The sequence below is a fragment of the Ollibium composti genome (assembly GCF_004801285.1).
In the GTDB taxonomy this organism is placed as follows: domain Bacteria; phylum Pseudomonadota; class Alphaproteobacteria; order Rhizobiales; family Rhizobiaceae; genus Mesorhizobium; species Mesorhizobium composti.
This window is the reverse complement of record NZ_SSNY01000001.1, coordinates 633266-656980: the sequence shown is the minus strand read 5'-3', so window position 1 is coordinate 656980 and position 23715 is coordinate 633266. Positions and strand designations below refer to the sequence as shown.

Here is a 23715-nt window from a genome sequence, read left to right as displayed (position 1 = left end):
ATGTGTGTATGATGCGGAAAGATTCGGGGCGCGCGCGGACTGAACCATGAAGGCTGATTTTTCCGAACGTCGCGCCAAGATGGTGGACGGCCAGATCCGCACCGTCGACGTGACCAATGCCGCTCTGCTGGAAGCGCTGCTGACCGTGCCGCGCGAGGCTTTCATAGGCACCGCCAATCCCGATCTCGCCTATATCGACGAGGATTTACGCATCGCCGACGGTCCGGACGGCGCGCGCTACCTGATGGAACCCGGCCCGCTTGCCCGCCTGATCCAGCTTGCCAACGTCGGCCCCCAGGACAATGTGCTCGATGTCGGCGCAGCAACCGGCTACGCCTCGGCGCTCCTGTCGAAGCTCGCGCGCTCGGTCGTGGCGCTGGAAAGTGATTCGGCTCTGGCCGCGCAGGCTGCCGAAATCCTTGCGGCACAGGGGTGCGACAATGTCACCGTCGTAACCGGGCCATTGCGCGAAGGTCATTCCGCCAACGCTCCTTACGACGCGATCGTCTTCGGCGGCAGCGTCGAAGAAGTCCCCCAGGCACTGCTGGACCAGCTCGCGGAAAACGGTCGTCTGGTTGCCGTCGAAGGACATGGCAACGCCGGAATCGCCCGTCTGTTTTTGAAGACTACTGGCGTGGCGACCGGGCGACGTGCATTTAATGCGGCAATAAAGCCACTACCCGGTTTTGAACGTATTCGCGTTTTCGAGTTCTGAGTGATTTTGCCTTGCAGCCGACGCGTTGTCATGTTGGCTAAAGCATAATGATCGTTGCTGAGGCGGTTCTCTTCTCGAGCGGGGCCGCGCAGCAGGAACCGTAGACGCGACATTGGCCCGCCCTTGCGAAGCCGAGGTCGCGTGGTTCCCATGAAACGAATGAGGGACAAGCCGTGCCGTCTGTAACCAAGAGTCTCGCTGCCGTCCTGCTTGTTTCAGCAAGCCTGTTTCCTGCCTTGCCGGCATCCGCCGAAACAATCCTCGGGGCGCTCGCCAAGGCCTATCAGAACAATTCGCAGCTCAATTCAGCTCGCGCCGGTGTTCGCATCACCGACGAGGGCGTCGCCATCGCCAAGTCCGGCTATCGCCCCACCGTCGCCGGTTCGGCCAGCATCGATTATTCCAACACAAGAACCGCCGGACAGACGGTGCGCCTGGGAACAGCCAATTTCGGCATCCAGCTCAACCAGACGCTGTTCGACGGCTTCCAGACCCGCAACAACGTCGCCGCCGCCGAGGCGAAGGTGCAGGCCTCGAACGAAAGCCTGCGCAACACCGAGCAGAACATCCTTCTCGCCGCCGCGACCGCCTATATGGACGTCATCCGCGACCGGCAGATCGCCGCGCTGACGGAGCAGAACCTGAAGGCCCTGACCGAGCAGGTGCGCGCCGCGCGCTCGCGGCTGGAAGTGGGCGAGGGCACGCGCACCGACGTCGCCCAGGCCGATGCGTCACGTTCGGCCGCCGTCGCCAAGGCGAGTGCGGCGCGCGCACAGGCTCTGGCAAGTGCTGCCGCCTACCATCAGCTCGTCGGCGAAGATCCGGGCAAGCTGAAAGCCGCGTCGCCGCTCGCCAGGCTGCTGCCCAGGAGCCTCGAATCGGCGATCGGCATCGCCGCCGCCGAGCATCCGGCGATCCTTGCCAACGAACATCTGGTCGATGCGGCGTCTTTCTCGGTGGAGTCTTCCGAGGGCGCTCTGCTGCCGCAGGTCACCGCCTCTGCCGGCGTCTCGCAACTCTATCGCGACCAGTCGCCACCCGGAGGAACGCCCAACGGCGATTCCACTTCCGCCAGCATCGGCGCCACGCTGACGATCCCGATCTATACCGGCGGCCGCGGCGATGCGCAGGTGCGCCAGGCCAAGGAGACGCTCGGCCAGGCTCGCATTGAGGTCGATGTCAGCCGCGACCAGGTCCGCAACGCGGTCGCTTCCGCCTGGACCCAGTACACGGCCGCCCGCGAGGGCGTCGACGCCAACCGCGCGCTGGTGTCGGCCGCGCAGCTCGCGCTCAACGGCGTCATCGAGGAGCGCAATGTCGGCCAGCGCACGACGCTGGATGTCCTGAACGCCCAGAACGACGTCATCACCGCCCGGATCAACCTGGCGACGTCCGAGCATGACGTCGTGGTGGCGAGCTACTTCATCCTCAACGCCGTCGGCCATCTGACGACGGAGCGGCTCGGCCTGCAGGTGGCCAAGTACCACCCCGAGGAGCACTACAACGCCGTCAAGGACAAGTGGTTCGGCCTGCGTACGCCTGACGGCCGCTGACACCCGCGACGGGCGGCGGCCCATGCGTGACACCAAGGGCATCCTGCTAATCTGTTGAAATCCGAAGCCCACCGAGATTGGGGATTCTCGGTCGGCGATCCGTCGAGTACGCTTACCGAAATGATTCGAGTCGGCCACCGGCCGGGCCGAAATCGGCAATACGGTCACAAGGGCGGCGGATGTGACGATGGCGACGGCAAGCAGCGTACAGCGCGAACCTTCCATGGAAGAGATTCTGGCTTCCATCCGAAGGATCATCGAAGACAGCGATTCTGGCCGCAAGCAGGCCGACGAAGCGATTGAAGCCATCCATGAGCGGGCCGAGGACGAAGTGGTCGCGCCCGTGGTCGAAGCCTTTCGTGCCGAATTGCATGAAACGCACGCCGAAGCTGGAGTGACCGCACATACCGTCGCGCAGGCCGGGCTTTCGGCCGCCAATTCGGCGGAGTCGACGCCACGTCCAGCTATTACGCTGGCCGAAGTAGGCGCCCGCATAGCCGCCGAGCAGGCGGAAACCCCGAAGGAAACCGCCAGTGCCGATGCGATCACGGCGGACTGGCAGCGTGACATCGCGGTCGCCGGCAACTCTTCGCCGGGCGCGGCTCGCCAGGCACCCGTAGAGTTCGACACGAACGAGACCGTCGACGAGCAGGTTTCACCCGAGGTCGTGCAGCAGGTCGCACCGCCGCAGGTGGCGGCAGCAGACGAGACACCGGCGAGATCGGCGCTCGTTTCGGAACAGACCAGCCGGCAGGTCGCCGCCGCCTTTGGCGAATTGTCGGAGGCTTTCGCTTCGCGCAGCCGCAAGAGTTTCGACGAGATGGCCGAAGAGATGCTGCGGCCGATGCTTCAGGATTGGCTGGACAACAACCTGCCCACGCTGGTCGAGCAGCTGGTGCGCGAAGAGATCGAGCGCGTCGCCCGCGGCAGCTGAAGCCGCCGGTTATCGGGGCAGGGGCTCAACCCTGCCCACCATTTCATTACCTGTCCGGATTCACCCGCTTCATCAGCGCCTGAGCGCCAAAAGGCGCTCGAACCTTGCCTTCGGTGATGAAGTAGACGAACACGTCGCGCGGTTTTTCCGGCGCCGTGGTGTCGGTGTCCGCCTTCGGCAGGTCGGCGGGTTCCTTGCCTGCCGCCCAGCTTTTCACCCTGTCTGCCCACTGGTCGAGTCGTGCCGGTTCATAGCAATCCGGGTTGTCGTCCTTGCCGGTCTGCAGACGGGCATAGACGAAATCACCGGTGACGTCGGCGATGTCGGGATAGGCCGCATGGTCGGCATAGACGATCGCGGCTCCGTACTTTCGGACAAGCTCCGGAAACGTGGGCGTCACGAAGCTGTCGTGGCGGACTTCCAGCGCATGCCGCAACGCCACGCCGTCCTGCTTTTGCGGCAGCAGCTTCAGAAAGGCTTCGAAATCGTCGGGGTCGAAGCGCTTGGTCGGAGCGAACTGCCACAGGATCGGGCCGAGTTTCTCGCCGAGCGCCGCAACTCCGGAGTCCAGGAAACGCATCATCGATTCACCGGCCTCGCCGAGCACGCGCCGGTTGGTGACGAAACGGTTGCCTTTGAGCGAAAAAACGAATCCGTCCGGAGACTCGTTCGCCCATTTGACAAACGTCGGCTCCTTGAAGCTGGAATAATAGGTGCCGTTGACTTCAATGGTCGGCACCTGCCGGGACGCATAGTTCAACTGCTTGGCCTTCGGCAATTTGTCGGGATAGAAGGAGGTTTCCCACGGCTCGAAGGTCCAGCCGCCCATGCCGGCGCGGATCGTTCCGTTTTTGCTCATCGAATTCGTCCTTCTGCCGTCAATCCTCGACTTCGTTTGAAGTCACAATGCGTCCCGCGCGGCCGCAGCAAAATCCCGTAGCCGTCCATAGAAACCACGACAGGCCCCGCATCACCATCCGAAAACATTTTTCGTCGTGATGCTCCTGCCAATTCTGGAAGAGGGGCCTCATGGCCGATTGTCTTTGCGACTGGATCGTAAGGCATAAAAGAAGCCAAGTAACCCAAATGGGGTATGCGCAACTTTCCGTTGCACCTTAAAGGTTGATTCTTACGATCCCGGTTCTTTGGCTCGGGGGCATCGCACAGTTCCCAACGGCTGTGCCGGTTGCTATACGCCGGGGGGCGAAACGGGCGGGTCGAAAGGCTCGCCCGTCCTTTTTCAGGACCGGCCGATCACCAACGAGCCCGCCGACAACGGCCGCAGCTATTCAGCCGCTTCGCGCTTGCCTTTCGGCCGCCGCTCCAGAAGTTCCTTCAGGAATTCCCCGGTATAGCTGCGCGGCTCGGCCACGATGTCCTCAGGCGTGCCGCTGGCGACCAGCTCACCACCGCCGTCGCCGCCTTCGGGACCGAGATCGAGAATCCAGTCGGCGGTCTTGATGACCTCCAGATTGTGCTCGATGACGACCACCGTATTGCCCTGGTTGACCAGTTCCTGCAGCACTTCCAAAAGCTTGGCGACATCATGGAAATGCAGGCCGGTCGTCGGCTCGTCGAGGATATAGAGCGTCTTGCCGGTCGCCTTGCGCGACAGTTCCTTGGCCAGCTTGATGCGCTGCGCCTCACCGCCCGACAGCGTGGTCGCCTGCTGGCCGATGTGGATGTAGCCGAGGCCGACATCCTTCAGCGTCTGCAGCTTGTCGCGCACCGCCGGCACGGCCGAGAAGAAGTCGACGCCTTCCTCTACCGTCATGTCGAGCACGTTGGCAATCGACTTGCCCTTGAAGGTCACGTCGAGCGTCTCGCGATTGTAGCGCTTGCCGTGGCAGACGTCGCAGGTGACGTAGACATCAGGCAGGAAGTGCATCTCGATCTTGATGACGCCGTCGCCCTGGCAGGCTTCGCAACGCCCGCCCTTGACGTTGAAGGAGAAGCGGCCGGGCTGGTAGCCGCGCGCCTTGGCTTCAGGCAGGCCGGCGAACCAGTCGCGGATCGGCGTGAAGGCGCCGGTATAGGTGGCCGGGTTGGAGCGCGGGGTGCGGCCGATCGGCGACTGGTCGATGTCGATGACCTTGTCGAGGAATTCCAATCCTTCGATGCGGTCATGCTCGGCCGGATGCTCCCGGCTGCCCATGATGCGTCGCGAGGCCGCCTTGAACAGCGTCTCGATTAGGAAGGTGGACTTGCCGCCGCCCGAAACGCCGGTCACGCAGGCGAAGGTGCCGAGCGGGATTTCCGCCGTGACGTCCTTGAGGTTGTTGCCTCGCGCGCCGACCACCTTGATGCGCTTGCCTTTCTTGCCTGAGCGCCGCTGGTCCGGCACCGCGATCTCCAGTTCGCCCGACAGATATTTGCCGGTGATGGAATTAGGATTGGCCATGATTTCGCGCGGCGTGCCCTGGGCGATGACGCGGCCGCCGTGGATGCCGGCCGCCGGCCCGATATCGACCACATAGTCGGCATGCAGGATTGCATCCTCGTCATGCTCGACGACGATCACCGTATTGCCGATGTCGCGCAGGTGCTTGAGCGTATCGAGCAGGCGGGCATTGTCGCGCTGATGCAGGCCGATGGACGGCTCATCCAGCACGTAGAGCACGCCGGTCAGGCCGGAGCCGATCTGCGAGGCGAGCCGTATGCGCTGGCTCTCGCCGCCCGACAGGGTGCCGGAATTGCGCGCCAGCGTCAGGTAGTCGAGGCCGACATCGTTAAGGAAGCGCAGACGCTCGCGGATCTCCTTGAGCACGCGCACGGCGATCTCGTTCTGCTTTTCGCTCAGTTGCTTCGGCAGTTCTGTGAACCACTGGTCCGCCTTGCGGATCGATTGCTCGGTCACCTCGCCGATATGCTTGCCGGCGATCTTCACTGCCAGCGCTTCAGGCTTCAGACGGTAGCCGTTGCAGGCAGGGCAGGGGGTGGCCGACATGAAGCGCTCGATTTCCTCGCGCATCCAGGCCGATTCCGTCTCCTTCCAGCGCCGTTCGAGGTTCGGGATCACGCCCTCGAAGGTCTTGGTCGTCTTGTAGGAGCGCAGGCCGTCATCGTAGTTGAACGTCACCTCGCGCTCGCCGGTGCCGCGCAGGATGGCGTCCTGCGCTTCCTTCGGCAGATCGGCAAACTTGTCCCCGAGCTTGAATCCGTAGACTTTGCCGAGCGCCTCCAAGGTCTGCACGTAATAGGGCGACGTCGATTTGGCCCACGGTGCGATGGCGCCGTTGCGCAGCGTCGCATTCTCGTCCGGGACCACCAGGTTCGGGTCGATGGCGCGCTGGCTGCCGAGGCCATCGCAGGTCGGACAGGCGCCGAACGGATTGTTGAAGGAGAACAGGCGCGGCTCGATCTCCGGAATGGTGAAGCCGGAGACCGGGCAGGCGAACTTTTCCGAGAACAGGATGCGTTCGTGCGTGTCGTTGGCCGATTTGTTGGCAGCACCGCCTTCAGCGGTCTCTTCCTTCGGCAGCGGGCGGTCGGCGAATTCCGCCACGCACAGGCCGTCCGCCAGTTTCAGTGCCGTCTCGACGGAATCGGCGAGCCGCGTGCCCAGATCCGGCCGCACCGCGATGCGGTCCACCACGACGTCGATGTCGTGCTTGTACTTCTTGTCGAGCGCGGGCACGTCGGCGATCTCGTAGAAGGTGCCATCCACCTTGACGCGCTGAAAGCCCTTCTTCTGCAACTCCAGCAGTTCCTTGCGGTATTCGCCCTTACGGCCGCGCACGATGGGGGCCATGATGTAGAGGCGCGTGCCTTCCTCCAGCGCCAGCACCCGGTCGACCATCTGCGACACGGTCTGGCTCTCGATCGGCAGGCCGGTCGCCGGCGAATAGGGAATGCCGACGCGCGCGAACAGAAGGCGCATGTAATCGTAGATCTCGGTGACGGTGCCCACCGTCGAGCGCGGATTGCGGCTGGTCGTCTTCTGCTCGATGGAGATAGCCGGCGACAGCCCGTCGATCTGGTCGACATCCGGCTTCTGCATCATCTCCAGGAATTGTCGCGCATAGGCAGAAAGGCTCTCGACATAGCGCCTCTGGCCCTCGGCATAAATGGTGTCGAAGGCGAGCGAGGATTTTCCGGACCCCGAAAGGCCGGTCATCACCACCAGCGAATCCCGCGGCAGGTCGATATCGACGTTCTTGAGATTGTGTTCGCGCGCGCCGCGAATGGAAATGAACTTGTGGTCGGCCATAGCCGGTCCGCCGCCTCGATTTTCGCATTGTCGGGATGGCGGGGAGCCCCAGCCAGCCCTTCATGTAGGTATTTTCGCCGCCGCGTCGAGTGACGCCAGCCTCCGGAAAGGGTTTAACCGCCTTTGCCGCGCCCCGGCAAGCACAAAGAACAAAGGCCGAACGAGCTGCTGACAAGGTTATGGCAGGAATGGCGGCGAACCGGCGCGTCCACGGCACGGGAACGAAATCGTTTCGATCACAATTTTGTCGGCTGGCCATCTTCCGGTTGACGCAACGGCATTGCGGTATCAAACTGCAGGCAGTCGATGAAGCCGAGCCTCCGCGAGGCGCTCCGAGCCGACCGGCGGCTTGCGAGGCGCCGCAAGCCACGAAGCAGGCTTCAGACGGCAGACGCGCAACGGACAGAAGGAGCGAGGCATGACTCCACCGGACAGTCCCGAAAGGCTCCGCGTCTAGCTGGAGCCGCGGCGGAAACGGATGCCGTAGCCCAAGGCAAGCGGCGTGATCCATCTGCCGATTTCCCTACAATCAGAGACTGCTGTCGGATCGTCGGCTGAGTGCCGCGAAGCATCCGAATTCGAAAGCCGGTAAAACATTCCCGGCGAAATATTGGGTTGACCCCAGAGAGGCCCCGTCCGCATTGCCAAGGCAGCGGCGGGGCCAATTCATGTCCATCGCCGGCCATTTGGCGAGACGCGGGAACGGACAGGCCGTCGATCCGTAGCGAACGTTACCGCCGAGGCCGCGGCAGCGAACCGACGCCGATATCGATCGTCACGCTTCCGCCGATCCGCACATCCATGTCGCCGATCTTGAACTGGCCGGTTGGTGCGGAAGCGGCATCGTCGTCGGGCTCCGGCGCAGGCCGGACGATCCGATAGTCGCCCTGCACGCCGGGCAATTCCGTCTGCGTGGGGCGTTTAGCCGTCCCAGCGGCGAAAGCCGCCGGCACCATGGCGAAGATCAGGATTGCCGCGAGCGGAAAGGGCGTGGAAAGCGATTTGCCGATCATGGATGAAGTATAGCGCCGAACCAGCGGGCGAGCCAATGGCGGCAGTCGACGATCATCGCGACGCAACCATGTTGGACGCAAGCTGTTCTTGACACTATGCCTCGGCAGAACTAGAACATACAGAGAACAAAAACACTGTGGGTAAGCAGCGGCAGAACAGGCAGGCCAAGCCCTCAAGCTGTATGGTGCCAGAAAATTGGTTTCGGACGAGCGTGGAGAAAGTTCATGGCTGGCAGCGTCAACAAGGTCATTCTGGTCGGTAATCTCGGTGCCGATCCGGAAATCCGCCGGCTGAATTCCGGCGATCCGGTCGTCAATTTCCGCGTCGCCACATCGGAGACGTGGCGCGACAAGAGCTCCGGCGAGCGCCGGGAAAAGACCGAATGGCACAACGTCGTCGTCTTCAACGACCAGTTGGCCAAGGTCGCCGAGCAGTATCTGAAGAAGGGTATGAAGGTCTATGTCGAGGGTCAGTTGCAGACCCGCAAATGGCAGGACCAGAACGGCCAGGACCGTTACACCACCGAGGTGGTGCTGCAAAAGTTCCGCGGCGAGCTGCAGATGCTCGACGCGCGCGGTCAGGGCGGCGAAGGCGGCCAGGTCGGCTATTCCGGCGGCAACCGCGACAGCTTCGGCCAGTCGGACAGCTATGGCGGCCGCGGCGGCGGAAGCCCGGCCCGCAGCGGCGGGGGTGGTGGCGGTGGCGGTGCCTCCCGCGAACTGGATGACGAGATCCCGTTCTGATCACGGCCGTTTTGAAGGCAGGCGGCAACGTTCCGGATAAGGGGATCGACAGTGAGAGCTCGAGTCAAATGGGTCGAGGAGCGCACCTTCGTCGGTGAATCCGGCAGCGGCCATAAGCTCGTCCTGGGGACCGCTTCCAGTCCCGAGGGACACACGCCGGGGCCGAGCCCGATGGAACTGGTGCTGATCGGCACCGGCGGCTGCTCGGCCTATGACGTCGTGCATATCCTGGAAAAGGGACGCGAGGCGATCGAGGATTGCGTTGTCGAACTTGACGCCGACCGCGCCGAGACCGAGCCGAAGGTTTTTACCCGCATCCACATGCACTTCATCGTCAAGGGCAGGGCGCTTTCGCATGACAAGGTCAAGCGGGCCATCGACCTGTCCATCGAGAAATACTGCTCCGCTTCGGCGATGATGGCCAAGACGGCGACGATCACGCACGATTTCGAAGTGGTCGATACGGCCGCGAAATAGTGCCGCCGGCGGCGCTCTATCCCGCCGCCAGTGCCTTGATGCCGTCCGCCACGAACTGCACCGCAAGGGCGGCCAGGATGACGCCGAGCAGGCGCGTCAGGATCGAGCGGCCGGTCTGGCCGAGCGCCTTGTCGATCCATTCGGAGAGCACGAACACCAGATAGGTGATGACCAGGCACAGGAAGATGATGCCGACCAGAACCGCGCGTCCGCCCACGCCGTGAAAGGAATCGGACAAAAGCACCGTCGCTGAGATCGCCCCCGGCCCGGCGATCAGCGGAATCGCCAGCGGGAAGGCGGCGATGTTCTGGATGTGATCGCGGGTGATCGCCACGTCCGAGATCTTCTCCTTGCGGTCCTGCCGCCGCTCGAACACCATTTCGAAGGCGATGAAGAACAGAAGGAAGCCGCCGGCGACGCGGAAGGCCGGCAGCGTGATACCGAACACCGTCAGGATCGAGGCGCCGGCGATGGCGAACAGCGCGATCACGGCGAAGCCGATGATCGAGGCGCGGATCGAGACCTGGCTGCGCTGCTCGCGGTTCATGCCGCGCGTCACGGCCAGGAACAGCGGCGCCAGACCGGGCGGATCGATCGTCACCAATATGGTGACGAAGGCATTGAACAGGCTGTCGAAATTCGGCATGGACGCCCCGCCGGCCTTTTTCCTCGCATCCCATTCGTAAAGCAAAGCGCCGGCCGTGAAAACAAGCTCGCCTGCGAATTCCGCTCCGCCGGGTGGAGTGCCGCACCTGTTCGATAACGGCCGCGCCCGGAGCGGCCGGCTATCTCCGTAAGGGACGTTGCGCGTGATTTCCGACGCCGGATTCACCCTCTCGATCGGTATCGCTATCCAGCGTCGTTCCGAGGCTTGTCGAAGCTTTTTGATTGCCGGCCATATCCTCTTGAAAGAAAAGGCGAAATGAGCGTTGGAAAACCATCGGTTTGAGGGCTGAAAAAGCCCTCTCGCATTGGAGAAACGGGCCGCGTTCCTATATAAGGATCAAGTGATTCCCTTTTCCGTGTGATCCGTTTTGACCGACCAGAAGACACCGCGCGGGCCGGATGGCCCTTCCGGCATAGAACCGGTTTCCATCGTCGAGGAAATGCAGCGCAGCTACCTCGATTACGCCATGAGCGTGATCGTGTCGCGCGCGTTGCCGGACGTGCGCGACGGCATGAAGCCGGTGCACCGGCGCATCCTCTATGCCTCGCACGAGAGCGGCTATCACTGGAACCGCAAGCATGTGAAGTCGGCGCGTCCCGTCTCCGACGTGATGGGTAAATACCATCCGCACGGCGACGCCTCGATTTACGACGCCCTTGTGCGCATGGCGCAGGACTGGTCGTTGCGCGTGCCGCTCATCGACGGGCAGGGCAACTTCGGCTCCATCGACGGTGATCCGCCGGCGGCCATGCGCTATACCGAGGCGCGGCTGACCAAGGTGGCGCACGAGCTCCTGGAGGATATCGACAAGGACACCGTCGATTTCCAGGAGAATTACGACGGCACAGACAGCGAGCCGCGCGTCCTGCCGGCGCGTTTCCCAAACCTGCTGGTCAACGGTGCCGGCGGCATCGCCGTCGGCATGGCCACCAACATCCCGCCGCATAACCTTTCCGAGGTCTGCGACGGCGCGATCGCCGTCATCGACAATCCGGCGATCGACCTGCCGGACCTGATGGACATCATTCCGGGCCCCGACTTCCCGACGGGCGGCCTCATCCTCGGCCGTTCCGGCATCTATTCGGCCTATTCCACCGGCCGTGGCTCCATCGTCATGCGTGGCAAGGTGCATGTGGAGGAGAGCCGCGGCGACCGCGAGGCCATCGTCGTCACCGAGGTTCCCTACCAGGTGAACAAGGCCACGATGATCGAGAAGATGGCCGAACTGGTGCGCGAAAAGCGCATCGAGGGCATCTCCGACATTCGCGACGAGAGCGACCGGCAGGGCTACCGCGTCGTTATCGAGTTGAAGCGCGACGCCAACGCCGAGGTCATCCTCAACCAGCTCTATCGCTTCACGCCGCTGCAAACCTCCTTCGGCGCCAACGTGGTTGCGCTGAACGGCGGCAAGCCGGAGGTGATGACGCTCATCGACATGCTGAAGGCGTTCGTCACCTTCCGCGAGGAAGTGGTGAGCCGCAGGACGAAATACCTGCTCAGGAGGGCGCGTGAGCGCGCCCATGTGCTGGTCGGCCTGGCGATCGCCGTCGCCAACATCGACGAGGTCATAAAACTGATCCGCAGCGCGCCGGACCCGCAGACGGCGCGCGACCAGTTGATGACGCGGCGCTGGCCCGCCGCCGATGTCGAGGGGCTGATCCGGTTGATCGACGACCCCCGTCACCGGATCAACGACGACGGCACCTACAACCTTTCAGAGGAACAGGCGCGCGCCATCCTCGACCTGCGCCTGCAAAGGCTGACGGCGCTGGGTCGCGACGAGATCGCCGACGAATTGAACAAGATCGGCGCCGAAATCGCTGATTTCCTTGACATATTAGCCTCGCGCGCACGCATCCAGCAGATCGTCAAGGACGAACTGGCCGCCGTGCGCGACGAGTTCGGCACGCCGCGCCGCACGGAGATTTCCGACGCCGGCTCCGACATGGAGGACGAGGATCTCATCCAGCGCGAGGATATGGTCGTCACCGTCACCCACGCCGGCTACATCAAGCGCGTGCCGCTGTCGATCTACCGGGCGCAGAACCGCGGCGGCAAGGGCCGCTCCGGCATGGCGACCAAGGACGAGGATTTTGTTACCCGCCTGTTCGTCGCCAACACGCACACGCCGGTGCTGTTCTTCTCCTCGCGTGGCATCGTCTACAAGGAAAAGGTCTGGCGCCTGCCCATCGGCAATCCGCAATCGCGCGGCAAGGCGCTCATCAACCTCCTGCCGATCGAGAGCGGCGACCGCATCACCGCCATCCTGCCGCTGCCGGACGAGTCCGAGTGGGACAAGCTGGACGTGATGTTCGCCACAACGCGCGGCACGGTGCGGCGCAACAAGCTGTCCGATTTCGCCGACGTCAAGCGCAACGGCAAGATCGCCATGAAGTTCGAGGAGGAAGGCGATTCCATCCTTGCGGTCGAGACCTGCACCGACAACGACGACGTGCTGCTCACCGCCGACACCGGCCAGTGCATACGGTTCCGCGTTTCCGACGTGCGCGTTTTCGCCAGCCGCGCTTCGCAAGGCGTGCGTGGCATCACGCTCGGCGAGGGCGATCGCGCCATCTCCATGACCGTGATCGAGCATGTCGAGGCAAGCCCGGCCGAGCGCGCCGCCTATCTGAAGCGTTCGGCGCTGGAGCGGCGCGCCTCGTCCGCAGAGGCCGAGGAAGAGGTGACGCTGACCAACGAGGAGATCGGCGAGGAAGCGGAGCTTTCCGACGACCGCTACGAACTCCTCAAGGCGCATGAGCAGTTCGTGCTGACCGTCACCGAATTCGGCTACGGCAAGCGCTCGTCCTCCTATGATTTCCGCCTGACCAATCGCGGCGGCAAGGGCATCCGCGCCACCGATGTATCCAAGGTGGACGAGATCGGCCGCCTGGTGGCGACCTTCCCGGTCGGCAACGACGACCAGATCATGCTGGTGTCGGACGGCGGCACGGTCATCCGCGTGCCGGTATACAACATCCGCTTCGCTAGCCGCGCCACCAAGGGCGTGACGATCTTCAACACGGCCGATGGCGAAAAGGTAGTGTCGGTCGAGCGCATTTCCGAGCCGGAAGACGAGGACGACGAGACGTCGGCCGAAGGCAATGAAGCGGCCGGACCGGACGGAGCCGAAGGTGCATGAACAAGGCGCTCGGGGCGGACAGCGACGCCAAGATCCGGCTCGCCGGCCCTGACGACCGTGTCGCCATCGAAGCCCTGACCGAGGAAGCCTATCGGCCCTATACCGAAGTGTTCGATGCGCCTCCGATACCGGTGACGGAAGATTATCGGCCGCACATCGCCGCCGGCGGCGTCTGGCTCCTGGAAAGCGAGGGACGCTTGGCGGGCGTGATTGTCCTGGAAAACGAACCTGACCATCTGATGATCTTCAGCGTGGCGGTCTCGCCACATTTTCAGGGCAGGGGGTTCGGCATCCGATTGTTGCGCTGGGCCGAGGAGCGGGCGAGAGCAGCCAATCTGCCGGAAGTCCGCCTCTACACCAATGCCCGCATGGAAAAGAACATCGCGCTCTACAGCGCTTTCGGATTTACCGAGACGGGCCGGCGGGCCAATCCCATGCGGCCCGGCTGGACGCTTGTCGACATGGCGAAGCGGCTGGAAGGATAGCCGCGAGCCACGACTCCTTACGGGAATTCAAAGCGGGCGGGATCAGAAGCGACGATGGCCGAAACGGTCGATGCGCTTCGGTTCATATTTGAGGCGCTGGGCCTCCTGATGCATGCCGAACACGGTAGCGATCAGCATGGCGACGGTCATTGCGGCGGCGAGCATGAAGATCATCATGGTTTGGTTCTCCTGGTCCCAATAACGGCCGGGCCGCGAATTGGTTTCACCCCACGCGATCATGAGTATGTGAGCAGGGTTTAACCGCTCCTGACCGGATCGTTCATCCGCGGTTCATCATTTCCGACATGGTTTCCAAAAGGTTCATGCCAGGCCACCGCCTGACCTTCGTGGCGTCGACGATGCCGTCTTTTCTTTTTGCCGTCCGCGCCTAAGCTTATGCACATGGCTGAGATTCTGGAAATTCATCCAAGATTGGTATTGCCGGCGGAGGCACGCCTCGCGGCGATCGTCGATTCTTCGTCTGACGCGATTGTCGGCAAGGATCTGAACAGCATCATCACGGACTGGAACCCGGCCGCGGAGAAGATGTTCGGCTATACGGCCGAGGAAGCGATCGGCCGTTCGGTGCTCATGTTGATACCCGACAGCCTGCGCAGCGAAGAGATCGACATCATCGACAGGATAAAGCGGGGCGAGCGCCTCGCCAGCTTCGACACCATCCGGCAACGCAAGGACGGTTCGCTCATTTTTGTTTCGCTCACCATATCCCCGATCAAGGATGCGGCGGGAAAGATCGTGGGAGCCTCCAAGATCGCCCGCGACATCACCGAGAAAAGAGAATCCGAACGGCGCATCCGCACGCTGCTTCGCGAGGTCAACCACCGGGTGAAGAACCAGTTCGCCGTCATCCTGTCCATCATCCGCGAAACGGCGAACCGCACCAGCGACAAGGACGACTTCATCGAGCACGTGCGCGAGCGCATCACCGGCCTGTCGCGGTCGCACGACCTGCTGGTGTCTTCCGACTGGTCGGGCGCCAGCCTGTTCGAACTGCTGCAGGAACACCTGAAGCCGTTCGGCCATGAGGAACGGATCACACTTTCGGGGCCGCTGGTGATGCTGGCGCCGAACACGGTGCAGTATCTCGGCATGGCGATCCATGAACTCGGTACCAATTCCGCCAAATATGGCGCGCTCGCCGATGCGGTCGGACGCATATCCATCACATGGCGGCTGCTGAAGCGCCCGGACGCGAACGAGGAATTCCAGTTGGTCTGGGAAGAAACCTCGGTGCCGCGGCAGACGGAAGCCGATATGTCAAGGCGCGGCTTCGGCAATGTCGTGCTTCAGCGCATAGCACCTCAATCGATGAACGGCACGAGCACGATCACGCGCGAGCCCGGGCATGTACGATGGGAACTCCAGGCGCCTGCGACCGCCGTGCTCGTCCAGCCAGCGACGGCGGCGGCTGAAGACACCGGCGATTTTGTGCTGTGAGCGCATGGCGTCCGGCGTACAAAGCCCGACGAGGCGAATTGCCTTTGAAAGATCGCCCGGCTAGAAGCCTGCCATGAGCGAACGCACCGCCCTTTACGCCGGCTCCTTCGACCCGTTGACCAACGGCCACCTCGATGTGCTCAAGGCCTCGCTTGCGGTGGCCGACACCGTCTATGCGGCTATCGGCATCCATCCCGGCAAGAAGCCGCTGTTTTCCTTCGAGGAGCGCGTGGCGCTGATCGAAGCCGTCTCGAAAGCGGAATTGGGCTCCGACCACACCCGCATCAAGGTCGTCGCCTTCGACGGTCTGGTGGTGGATGCGGCCCGCAAGCATGGCTGCACGATCATGATCCGCGGCCTGCGCGACGGCACCGATCTCGACTATGAGATGCAGATGGCGGGTATGAACGAGACGATGGCGCCGGACCTGCAGACCGTGTTTCTGCCGGCAAGCCCCTCGGTGCGCACCATTACCGCCACACTCGTGCGCCAGATTGCCTCGATGGGCGGCGACATCCGCCCCTTCGTGCCGGCTGCCGTTGCCGGCGCGCTTACCGCCAAGTTCGCGAAATAAGTTTCACTGGAGACACTCCATGAAGTTCACGGGCCTTGCCGCCTTCGTCGTTCTCGCCGGCCTTGCCGCCGGTTCCGTTTCGGCGCTCGCCGCCGATGCGGAAAACACCATGGTCATCACGCTGAAGGACGGCGACGTGACGGTCGCGCTACGGCCCGACCTCGCGCCCAAGCACGTCGCGCAGATCAAGAAGCTGGTGCGTGAGCATGCCTACGACAACGTCGCCTTCCACCGCGTCATCGACGGCTTCATGGCGCAGACCGGCGACGTCAAGTTCGGCAACATGAAGAAGGGATTTGATCCGAATCGTGCCGGCACCGGCGGCTCGGACCTGCCGGACCTGCCAGCCGAATTCACCACCAAGGCACATTTCGTGCGCGGCGTCGTCGGCATGGCGCGCGCACAAGACCCGAATTCGGCCAACTCGCAGTTCTTCATCATGTTCGCGCCGGCGCCGCCGCTCGATGGCCAGTACACCATCGTCGGCGAGGTCGAGAGCGGCATGGATGCCGTCGACAAGATCAAGAAGGGCGATGACGCGCAGAACGGTGCCGTGGCCGACCCGGACCGCATGATCAAGGTCCGCATCGCGGCGGATAAGTAGTTTTCGATCCAATCACGAAGGGATTTTCATATGGCTGAGATCAAGGACCGCGAGAACGCGCTCATCATGGAGACGACCAAGGGCAAGGTCGTCATCGAAATGTTCCCGGAACTGGCGCCGGGCCATGTCGCCCGCATCAAGGAACTGGCACGTGAGGGCGCCTATGACGGCGTCGTGTTCCACCGCGTCATCGACGGCTTCATGGCGCAGACCGGCGACGTCAAGTTCGGCAATTCGAGCAAGCCGTCTTTCGCGCCGTCGCGCGCGGGCATGGGCGGATCCGACAAGCCGGACCTGAAGGCCGAATTCTCCAACATCAACCATGGCCGCGGCACCTGCTCGATGGCGCGCGCACAGAACCCGAACTCGGCCAATTCGCAGTTCTTCATCTGCTTCGACGACGCCTCCTTCCTGAACCGCCAGTATACGGTCTGGGGCCAGGTGATCGAAGGCATGGAGAATGTCGACAAGATCGAGCGCGGCGAGCCGGTCAAGAACCCCGACAAGATCGTGTCGATGAAGGTCGCGGCGGACGTCCCGGGCTGATCACGGTTCGGGAAAATCAATGATGGCGCTCGTCTGGTCGCTGCTCGGCATTCTGTCGGGCGCCTTCATCGCCATTCAGGCGCCGATCAACGCGCAGTTGGCGCGCGGCCTCGGCCTGCCGGTGGCAGCCGCCTTCTTCTCCTTCCTCTCCGGCAGCGTGGTCCTCGGCATCGTCACCGTTGCCATGACACGCGCCGGAGGGATTTCGCTCGACTGGAAGGCGCCGGCGCCGTGGCTGTTCGTGGCCGGCGGTGTCCTGGACGGCTTCTATGTCACCCTTTCGACAATCCTGATCCCGCGCCTCGGCGCGGCAGCTCTGATGGCCTTCCTGGTCGCCGGGCAGCTCATGCGGGTATGCTGCTGGACCGCATCGGCTTCCTCGGCTTTGCCGTGCGGGAAATATCGCTCGGCCGCATCGCCGGGGCGGTTCTGCTGCTCGCCGGCGCGCTGCTGGTTCGGTTTACCTGAGAAGCTGGTTCTACTGCTTCGTCACCATGACATGCGTGGCGTTTTCCGTGGCTTCCTTCGAGGCGACGGCATAGCCGAGTGCGCGAAGGTCCAGCCCGGCGAACAGGTTTTCGCCCTCGCCAAGCAGCACCGGGCTGACGGCAAGGTGCATCTCGTCGATAAGCCGTTCCTCAAGATACTGCCGCACGGTCGAGACGCCGCCGCCGATCTTCACGTCCAGCGTTCCAGCCGCCGCCTTGGCCTGTTCGAGCGCCGATCTGATGCCGTCGGTGATGAAATAGAACGTCGTTCCCCCTTCCATCACGATCGGATCGCGCGGGTAGTGGGTGAGGACGAAGGTCGGCGCGTGGTAGGGCGGGTTGTCGCCCCACCAGCCTTTCCATTGATCGTCCGGCCATTCGCCGCGGATCGGGCCGAACATGTTGCGGCCGAGGATGAAGGCACCGAAGCCGTCCATCGAGCGAAAGGCATATTCGTTGTCGACGCCGTCCGTTCCTTCCGGACCGCCCGGTTCGGCGTGCATGGCGCGGAACGTCCTGGTGGGAAAGAACCACTGGAAAATTTCCGGCCCGCGCTTGCCGAGCGGGAATTCCAGGCTCTGGTCGGTTCCGGCTGAAAAGCCGTCGAGTGAAACGCCGAAGCCGGCGACGCGTACCTTACCCACAACGCTCTCCCATGGCTGATCGTTTTCGAAAGCAGCAGAAGTCTATCGATCTGATTGCATTTTGCAATTAGTTAGATGGTGCCTCCTGACATGGCGCGGCAACAAGGCGGTGGCGGGAGGACGTGGATCGGGCTATGCCGCAGCCATGAAAGTGGACCTGTTCGATTTCGACTTGGCCGAAGACCGCATCGCCCTGCGCCCCGCCGACCCGCGCGACACAGCGCGGCTTCTGGTGGTGAAGCCCGGCGAGAAGCTGGCGGACCGCACCGTGCGCGACCTTCCTTCGCTGCTGCGGGCCGGTGACGTGCTGGTGTTCAACGACACCAAGGTCATCCCGGCGCAGTTGCGCGGGCTTCGCTGGCGTGGCGACAACGTCGCCCAGGTCGAGGCGACGCTGCACATGCGCACCGCGCCGGACCGATGGCTGGCCTTCATGCGGCCGGGCAAGCGCATCGCTGCCGGCGACCGCATTCATTTCGGCCATGACGGCAATTCCTGCTTCCTAGGTCAACTCGATGCCACGGTGCTGGAAAAGCATGACGGCGGCGAGGCGCTGCTCGGCTTCGACCTTTCCGGCGCATTCCTGGACGAGGCGCTGCACGCGGTCGGCCACATCCCGCTGCCGCCCTATATCGCTTCCAAGCGGGACGACGACGCGCGCGACCTGAAGGACTACCAGACCGTCTATGCGCGGGAGGAGGGGGCAGTGGCGGCGCCTACCGCCGGCCTGCATTTCACGCCGGACCTGATGGCCGCGCTGGACGCCGCCGGCATCGAACGGCGCTTCGTCACCTTGCACGTCGGCGCCGGCACCTTCCTGCCGGTCAAGGCCGACGATACCGCAGACCACAAGATGCATGCCGAGGTCGGCACCGTGTCGCCGGAAACGGCGGCGGCGCTGAATGCGGCCCGAGCGAGGGGCGGGCGCATCGTCGCCGTCGGCACCACCTCGCTGCGCCTGCTGGAAAGCGCCGCAAGGGAAGACGGCAGCATCGCCCCATGGTCCGGCCCCACGGATATCTTCATCACGCCGGGCTACCGGTTCCGCACGGCGGACATGCTGATGACCAACTTCCACCTGCCGCGCTCGACACTGTTCATGCTGGTATCGGCATTCTCGGGATTGGATACGATGCGCGGGGCTTACCGCCATGCCATCGAGACCGGCTACCGTTTCTATTCCTACGGCGATTCCAGCCTGCTGTTCCGGAGCGACAGCGCGGCGCCATCCGGCATTCAGAACCAGTAATCGGCGACGCGTTTGCCGTCGCGCGGCAGGTCCTCGAAGGTATTCAGGCCGTCGAAATGATCGATGGGAATATTGGCGACCGCTTCCGGTTCGGCCAGCCTGACGTTCACCGCCATGCGACGGCGGCCGCTTTTCTTGCCCGTCCGGTTCGCCCGCCACGAAACGACGCAGCCGCATTCGGGACAGAAATTGAAATCCAGGTGCTTCTCGCCGCGCGCATAGGCTTTCGTCGGGCCGAACACGCTGACGTCCTCGCCCTCGTGACCGTAGATCCACAGAACGCCGTAGCGGCGGCAGACCGTGCAGTTGCAGGCCGTCGCGCCTTCCGGCGTCGCCTCGAAGCGCCAGCGCACGGCGCCGCAGTGGCAGGAACCCTCGATCATGCCTCGATCCTCGGTTCTTTGATCGTACACGCCGGCAGCGTATGCGGGCGGGCTTAGCCCGGCAAGCCATGGCGATATGCCGCGCGTCCGCAGCCTCCCGATTGTCTTGGAACGCCATCGCCGCTAAGGGCAGGGCATGAGCCAGTCCTTCACGTTTTCCGTTCTCGCGACCGACGGCAAAGCCCGCCGCGGTGAAATCTCCATGCCGCGTGGCACCATCCGCACGCCGGCCTTCATGCCCGTCGGCACCGGCGGCACCGTCAAGGCCATGTATATGGAGCAGGTGCGCGGCGTCGGCGCCGACATCATCCTCGGCAACACCTATCACCTGATGCTGCGACCGGGCGCTGAGCGGGTGGCGCGGCTGGGCGGCCTGCACGAATTCGCCCGCTGGCCGTGGCCGATTCTGACGGATTCCGGCGGCTTCCAGGTCATGTCGCTGTCGAAACTCAGGAAGCTCACCGAAACCGGTGTCACGTTCCGTTCGCATGTCGATGGCGTGCGCTACGAACTGACGCCGGAACGCTCCATCGAGATCCAGGGCCTGCTCGATTCCGATATCCAGATGCAGCTCGACGAATGCGTGGCGCTGCCAGCGGAAAGGAAGGAGATCGAGCGCGCCATGGAGATGTCGCTGCGCTGGGCCGAACGCTGCAAGGCGGCTTTCGGCGACCAGCCCGGCAAGGCGATGTTCGGCATCGTGCAGGGCGGCGACGATGCGGCGCTGCGCGTACGGTCGGCGCAGGCGCTGGCCGCCATGGACCTCAAGGGCTACGCCGTCGGCGGCCTTGCCGTCGGCGAGCCGCAGGCGGTGATGTTGGAAATGCTCGACATCACCTGTCCCGAACTGCCGGCGGACAAGCCGCGCTATCTGATGGGCGTCGGCACGCCGGACGATATCCTGAAATCGGTGGCCCGCGGCATCGACATGTTCGATTGCGTGATGCCGACGAGGGCAGGGCGGCACGGCCTCGCCTATACGCGGCGCGGCAAGGTGAACCTGCGCAACGCCCGCCATGCCGAGGACCACCGCCCGCTGGACGAGGAGAGCGCCTGCCCTGCGACGCGGGACTATAGTCGCGCCTACCTGCACCACCTCGTACGTTCGCAGGAAGCGCTCGGCGCCATGCTGCTGACCTGGAACAATCTCGCTTATTACCAGAGCCTCATGCAGGATATCCGTGCCGCTATCGAGGCGCGAAACTTTGCGGCGCGAGCCGCCGAAATCACAGAGGGCTGGGCGCGCGGCGATATCCCGCCGCTTGCCTGACAGAAAGTTGATATTAAACGTCATCTTTGTGAATTGCCTGCGGTGATCAAATCACCGAGATGCCCGATCACGCATCCAGAACCATCAACGCAAAGCGAGGACGAATGATTTCGGAAAACCAACTCGGCACCGTGTGGGCGCCGCGGCTGCTGTCGGTGCTGCGCATCATGGCGGCCCTGCTGTTCATGGCGCACGGCACGATGAAGCTGTTCGGCTTTCCCGATTCCGGCAGGCCAAGTCCCGAGCTGTTTTCGCTGATGGGGTTCGCCGGCACGCTGGAAATTGTCGGCGGCGCGCTCCTCGTGATCGGCCTTTTCACGCGCCCCGTCGCTTTCATCCTGTCGGGCATGATGGCAGTCGCCTACTTCATGGCGCACGCGCCGCAGGGCTTCCACCCGATCCAGAACGGCGGCGAAAGCGCCATCCTGTTCTGCTTCGTCTTCCTCTATCTGGTCGCCGCCGGCGCGGGATCGTGGAGTATCGACGCCGCGCGCCGGCAGGCCAGCTGAAACGTCCGATACTGGCGCTTGAAAGGCCGGCGCCTGTCTGCCACAAGGCCTGACGGCGGTGCGTTCAAGGCACCACCGATAGCCAGCGAGGCGAGACGATGAAGACGTTTTTCGTGCAGTTCAAATGCGAACTCGGCAAGGCCTACGAGGTCGCCAGCGCGCTGGCAGATGCCGAGATCGCCTCCGAGATCTATTCGACCGCCGGCAATTTCGACCTGATGGCCAAGTTCTACATCAGTGACGATGAGGACGTCGGCCACTTCGTCAACGAGAAGGTGCAGGTCATTCCCGGCATCAAGGACACCTTCACGACGGTGACCTTCCGCGCCTTCTGACCGCGCGCCAGATTGCCGTTTCCGTGGGCACGGCGTGCCTGCGATCCGGCTTTTGCGCCCACCGGTTGGGCAAGACGCCCGCCGCCGGTATTCTTGTCCGGCAAATCATCGAATACGCTTGATTTTTCCGCACTTCCGCCCTTCAAATGGAGAAGAGGGGAGTGCGCGATTGGCAGCATTCGACGAAATGCTTCCGGAATCTTCCGGACCGAGGCGGCCTTACACGGCCTACGATCGCTGGCTGAAAGAACAGGACCCCGCCAGACTTACCCAGAAGACGCAGGATGCCGAGCGCGTCTTCCGCAAGACGGGCATCACCTTCGCCGTCTACGGCGAACAGGAAGCGTCCGAGCGCCTGATTCCCTTCGATATCGTGCCGCGCATCATTTCCGGCCAGGAGTGGCGGCGGCTGACGCAGGGCATCGAACAGCGCGTCCAGGCTCTCAACGCCTTCCTTGACGACATCTATCATCGCCAGGAGATCCTCAGGGCAGGGCGCATACCGAAGGAACTGATAGCCGGTAACGAGGCGTTCCTGCCGGAGATGATCGGAGTGCGGCCACCGGCCGGTGTCTACACCCACATCATCGGCGTCGACATCGTGCGCACTGGCGAGAACGATTTCTTCGTGCTTGAGGACAATGCCCGCACCCCCTCCGGCGTTTCCTACATGCTGGAGAACCGCGAGACGATGATGCAGCTCTTCCCCGAGCTGTTCCAGAAGATCAAGGTGCGGCCGGTTGAGAACTATCCGGCATTGCTGCGCCGCTCGCTGGCGGCGGTGAAGCCGGAAAGCACGAGCGGCACTCCTACCGTCGCGGTGCTGACGCCCGGCAGCTACAACTCCGCCTATTTCGAGCACGCTTTTCTCGCTGACCAGATGGGTGTCCAGCTTGTCGAGGGACCGGACCTGCGCGTCGTCGACGGTCACGTCGCCATGCGGACCACGGAAGGGTTCAAGCAGATCGACGTGCTCTACCGCCGCGTCGACGATGCTTTCCTCGATCCGCTCACTTTCCGGCCGGATTCGGCGCTGGGTATCCCCGGCATCATGGACGTCTACCGCGCAGGCAACATCACCATCGCCAATGCGCCGGGCACGGGCATCGCCGACGACAAGGCGATCTATTCCTACATGCCCGAGATCGTCGAGTTCTACACTGGCCGCAAGGCGATCCTCGGCAACATCCCGACCTGGCGCTGCTCGGAGCCGGACAGCTTGAAATACGTGCTGGAACACATCGCCGAACTGGTGGTGAAGGAGGTGCACGGTTCCGGCGGCTACGGCATGCTGGTCGGCCCGGCCGCGTCGAAGAAGGAATGCGAGGCCTTCACCGAGAAACTCAAGGCAAAGCCCTCCAACTACATCGCCCAGCCGACGCTGGCGCTGTCGACCTGCCCGATCCTGACCGAAAAGGGCCTGGCGCCCCGCCATGTCGATCTACGCCCCTACGTACTGGTGTCCGACCGCATCCAGATCGTGCCGGGCGGCCTCACGAGAGTTGCGCTGAAGGAAGGCTCGCTGGTCGTGAACTCGTCGCAAGGCGGAGGAACGAAGGATACGTGGGTGCTGGATGATTAGGGCAGTAAGGCAGTAGGGCAGTATGGCAATGGGTCTCTTCGAAAAGCGGAGGAAAGTAGCGCTGCAAACCGCAGGGGAAGGCAGTCCGTGGCCGCTTCTTCAATCGGTATTTTCTTGTCCTACTGCCCTATTG

At 63.4% G+C, this 23715-nt stretch carries 23 protein-coding genes and 1 pseudogene; 17 read left to right on the top strand and 7 right to left on the bottom strand.

Features of this window, described 5'->3' with window-relative positions; translation table 11 throughout:
- Positions 1 to 46: 46 nt before the first annotated feature.
- The 3 genes from E6C48_RS03125 to E6C48_RS03115 all read left to right on the top strand — a co-directional run bounded on the left by E6C48_RS03125 (position 47) and on the right by E6C48_RS03115 (position 3202).
- A complete protein-coding gene (locus tag E6C48_RS03125) occupies positions 47 to 715 on the top strand; it encodes a protein-L-isoaspartate O-methyltransferase family protein (protein WP_136353865.1) in 669 nt (222 codons plus the stop codon).
- A 173-nt stretch (positions 716 to 888) separates the two neighbouring features.
- On the top strand, positions 889 to 2268 hold the full coding sequence (locus E6C48_RS03120) for a TolC family outer membrane protein (RefSeq protein ID WP_136353863.1): 1380 nt from the start codon (positions 889 to 891) through the stop codon (positions 2266 to 2268).
- Between the two features lie 187 nt (positions 2269 to 2455).
- Positions 2456 to 3202, top strand: coding sequence for a PopZ family protein (locus E6C48_RS03115; protein WP_136353861.1), 747 nt, complete (start codon positions 2456 to 2458; stop codon positions 3200 to 3202).
- Between the two features lie 46 nt (positions 3203 to 3248).
- Here the strand turns inward: E6C48_RS03115 and E6C48_RS03110 are convergent, their stop codons facing one another.
- The 3 genes from E6C48_RS03110 to E6C48_RS03100 all read right to left on the bottom strand — a co-directional run bounded on the left by E6C48_RS03110 (position 3249) and on the right by E6C48_RS03100 (position 8506).
- Complete coding sequence (locus E6C48_RS03110; protein WP_136353859.1) at positions 3249 to 4061, bottom strand: DUF72 domain-containing protein; 813 nt, start codon at positions 4059 to 4061, stop codon at positions 3249 to 3251.
- Between the two features lie 426 nt (positions 4062 to 4487).
- Positions 4488 to 7412 (bottom strand): excinuclease ABC subunit UvrA, encoded by a 2925-nt coding sequence (gene uvrA / locus E6C48_RS03105; RefSeq protein ID WP_136353857.1) that lies wholly within the window; start codon positions 7410 to 7412, stop codon positions 4488 to 4490.
- Between the two features lie 731 nt (positions 7413 to 8143).
- A complete protein-coding gene (locus tag E6C48_RS03100; protein WP_206086427.1) occupies positions 8144 to 8506 on the bottom strand; it encodes a hypothetical protein in 363 nt (120 codons plus the stop codon).
- Between the two features lie 144 nt (positions 8507 to 8650).
- On the opposite strand from E6C48_RS03100, the gene ssb reads away from it, so the two are divergent.
- Together ssb and E6C48_RS03090 are read left to right on the top strand one after the other, a co-directional pair.
- Positions 8651 to 9169: a single-stranded DNA-binding protein gene (gene ssb / locus E6C48_RS03095; protein ID WP_136353853.1), complete on the top strand. Its 519-nt coding sequence runs from the start codon at positions 8651 to 8653 to the stop codon at positions 9167 to 9169.
- 51 nt (positions 9170 to 9220) lie between these two features.
- On the top strand, positions 9221 to 9646 hold the full coding sequence (locus E6C48_RS03090) for an OsmC family protein (RefSeq protein WP_136353851.1): 426 nt from the start codon (positions 9221 to 9223) through the stop codon (positions 9644 to 9646).
- Between the two features lie 16 nt (positions 9647 to 9662).
- On the opposite strand, the gene E6C48_RS03085 is transcribed toward E6C48_RS03090, so the two are convergent.
- Positions 9663 to 10292, bottom strand: a complete 630-nt coding sequence (locus tag E6C48_RS03085; RefSeq protein WP_136353849.1) for a MarC family protein — start codon at positions 10290 to 10292, stop codon at positions 9663 to 9665.
- 388 nt (positions 10293 to 10680) lie between these two features.
- Here E6C48_RS03085 and gyrA point away from each other — a divergent pair, with 388 nt between their 5' ends.
- On the top strand, positions 10681 to 13455 hold the full coding sequence (gyrA, locus tag E6C48_RS03080) for a DNA gyrase subunit A (RefSeq protein WP_136353847.1): 2775 nt from the start codon (positions 10681 to 10683) through the stop codon (positions 13453 to 13455).
- Positions 13452 to 13940, top strand: a complete 489-nt coding sequence (locus E6C48_RS03075) for a GNAT family N-acetyltransferase (RefSeq protein WP_136353845.1) — start codon at positions 13452 to 13454, stop codon at positions 13938 to 13940. The genes gyrA and E6C48_RS03075 overlap by 4 nt, the downstream gene beginning before the upstream one ends.
- Before the next feature lie 42 nt (positions 13941 to 13982).
- Here the strand turns inward: E6C48_RS03075 and E6C48_RS23005 are convergent, their stop codons facing one another.
- Complete coding sequence (locus tag E6C48_RS23005) at positions 13983 to 14117, bottom strand: hypothetical protein (RefSeq protein ID WP_269142495.1); 135 nt, start codon at positions 14115 to 14117, stop codon at positions 13983 to 13985.
- 225 nt (positions 14118 to 14342) lie between these two features.
- On the opposite strand from E6C48_RS23005, the gene E6C48_RS03070 reads away from it, so the two are divergent.
- From E6C48_RS03070 to E6C48_RS03050, 5 genes and pseudogenes are all read left to right on the top strand, one after another.
- Entirely contained in the window at positions 14343 to 15398 is a 1056-nt protein-coding gene (locus E6C48_RS03070) for a PAS domain S-box protein (RefSeq protein ID WP_136353843.1), read from the top strand.
- A gap of 73 nt (positions 15399 to 15471) precedes the next feature.
- The gene (coaD, locus tag E6C48_RS03065; protein ID WP_136353841.1) at positions 15472 to 15972 is read left to right on the top strand and encodes a pantetheine-phosphate adenylyltransferase; all 501 of its coding nucleotides are present in this window, start codon (positions 15472 to 15474) and stop codon (positions 15970 to 15972) included.
- Positions 15973 to 15991: 19 nt separating this feature from the next.
- A complete protein-coding gene (locus E6C48_RS03060) occupies positions 15992 to 16576 on the top strand; it encodes a peptidylprolyl isomerase (protein WP_136353839.1) in 585 nt (194 codons plus the stop codon).
- A gap of 30 nt (positions 16577 to 16606) precedes the next feature.
- A complete protein-coding gene (locus E6C48_RS03055; protein WP_136353837.1) occupies positions 16607 to 17122 on the top strand; it encodes a peptidylprolyl isomerase in 516 nt (171 codons plus the stop codon).
- A 19-nt stretch (positions 17123 to 17141) separates the two neighbouring features.
- Positions 17142 to 17590: pseudogene (locus E6C48_RS03050) on the top strand (DMT family transporter).
- A gap of 10 nt (positions 17591 to 17600) precedes the next feature.
- Here the strand turns inward: E6C48_RS03050 and E6C48_RS03045 are convergent.
- A complete protein-coding gene (locus E6C48_RS03045) occupies positions 17601 to 18254 on the bottom strand; it encodes a dihydrofolate reductase family protein (protein WP_136353835.1) in 654 nt (217 codons plus the stop codon).
- 145 nt (positions 18255 to 18399) lie between these two features.
- Between E6C48_RS03045 and queA the strand changes: the two genes are divergently transcribed.
- Entirely contained in the window at positions 18400 to 19503 is a 1104-nt protein-coding gene (gene queA / locus E6C48_RS03040) for a tRNA preQ1(34) S-adenosylmethionine ribosyltransferase-isomerase QueA (protein WP_136353833.1), read from the top strand.
- Here the strand turns inward: queA and E6C48_RS03035 are convergent.
- A complete protein-coding gene (locus E6C48_RS03035; protein ID WP_136353830.1) occupies positions 19491 to 19886 on the bottom strand; it encodes a GFA family protein in 396 nt (131 codons plus the stop codon). The genes queA and E6C48_RS03035 overlap by 13 nt on opposite strands.
- A 136-nt stretch (positions 19887 to 20022) precedes the next feature.
- Here E6C48_RS03035 and tgt point away from each other — a divergent pair, with 136 nt between their 5' ends.
- The 4 genes from tgt to E6C48_RS03015 all read left to right on the top strand — a co-directional run bounded on the left by tgt (position 20023) and on the right by E6C48_RS03015 (position 23582).
- Positions 20023 to 21156 (top strand): tRNA guanosine(34) transglycosylase Tgt, encoded by a 1134-nt coding sequence (gene tgt / locus E6C48_RS03030; RefSeq protein WP_136353828.1) that lies wholly within the window; start codon positions 20023 to 20025, stop codon positions 21154 to 21156.
- 104 nt (positions 21157 to 21260) lie between these two features.
- Positions 21261 to 21665 carry a DoxX family protein gene (locus E6C48_RS03025; RefSeq protein WP_136353826.1) on the top strand — a complete coding sequence of 135 codons (405 nt, stop codon included), beginning with the start codon at positions 21261 to 21263 and terminating at the stop codon, positions 21663 to 21665.
- Positions 21666 to 21763: 98 nt separating this feature from the next.
- Positions 21764 to 22000, top strand: coding sequence for an Lrp/AsnC ligand binding domain-containing protein (locus E6C48_RS03020; protein WP_136353824.1), 237 nt, complete (start codon positions 21764 to 21766; stop codon positions 21998 to 22000).
- 169 nt (positions 22001 to 22169) lie between these two features.
- Positions 22170 to 23582, top strand: coding sequence for a circularly permuted type 2 ATP-grasp protein (locus E6C48_RS03015; protein ID WP_168734424.1), 1413 nt, complete (start codon positions 22170 to 22172; stop codon positions 23580 to 23582).
- Positions 23583 to 23715 lie beyond the last annotated feature (133 nt).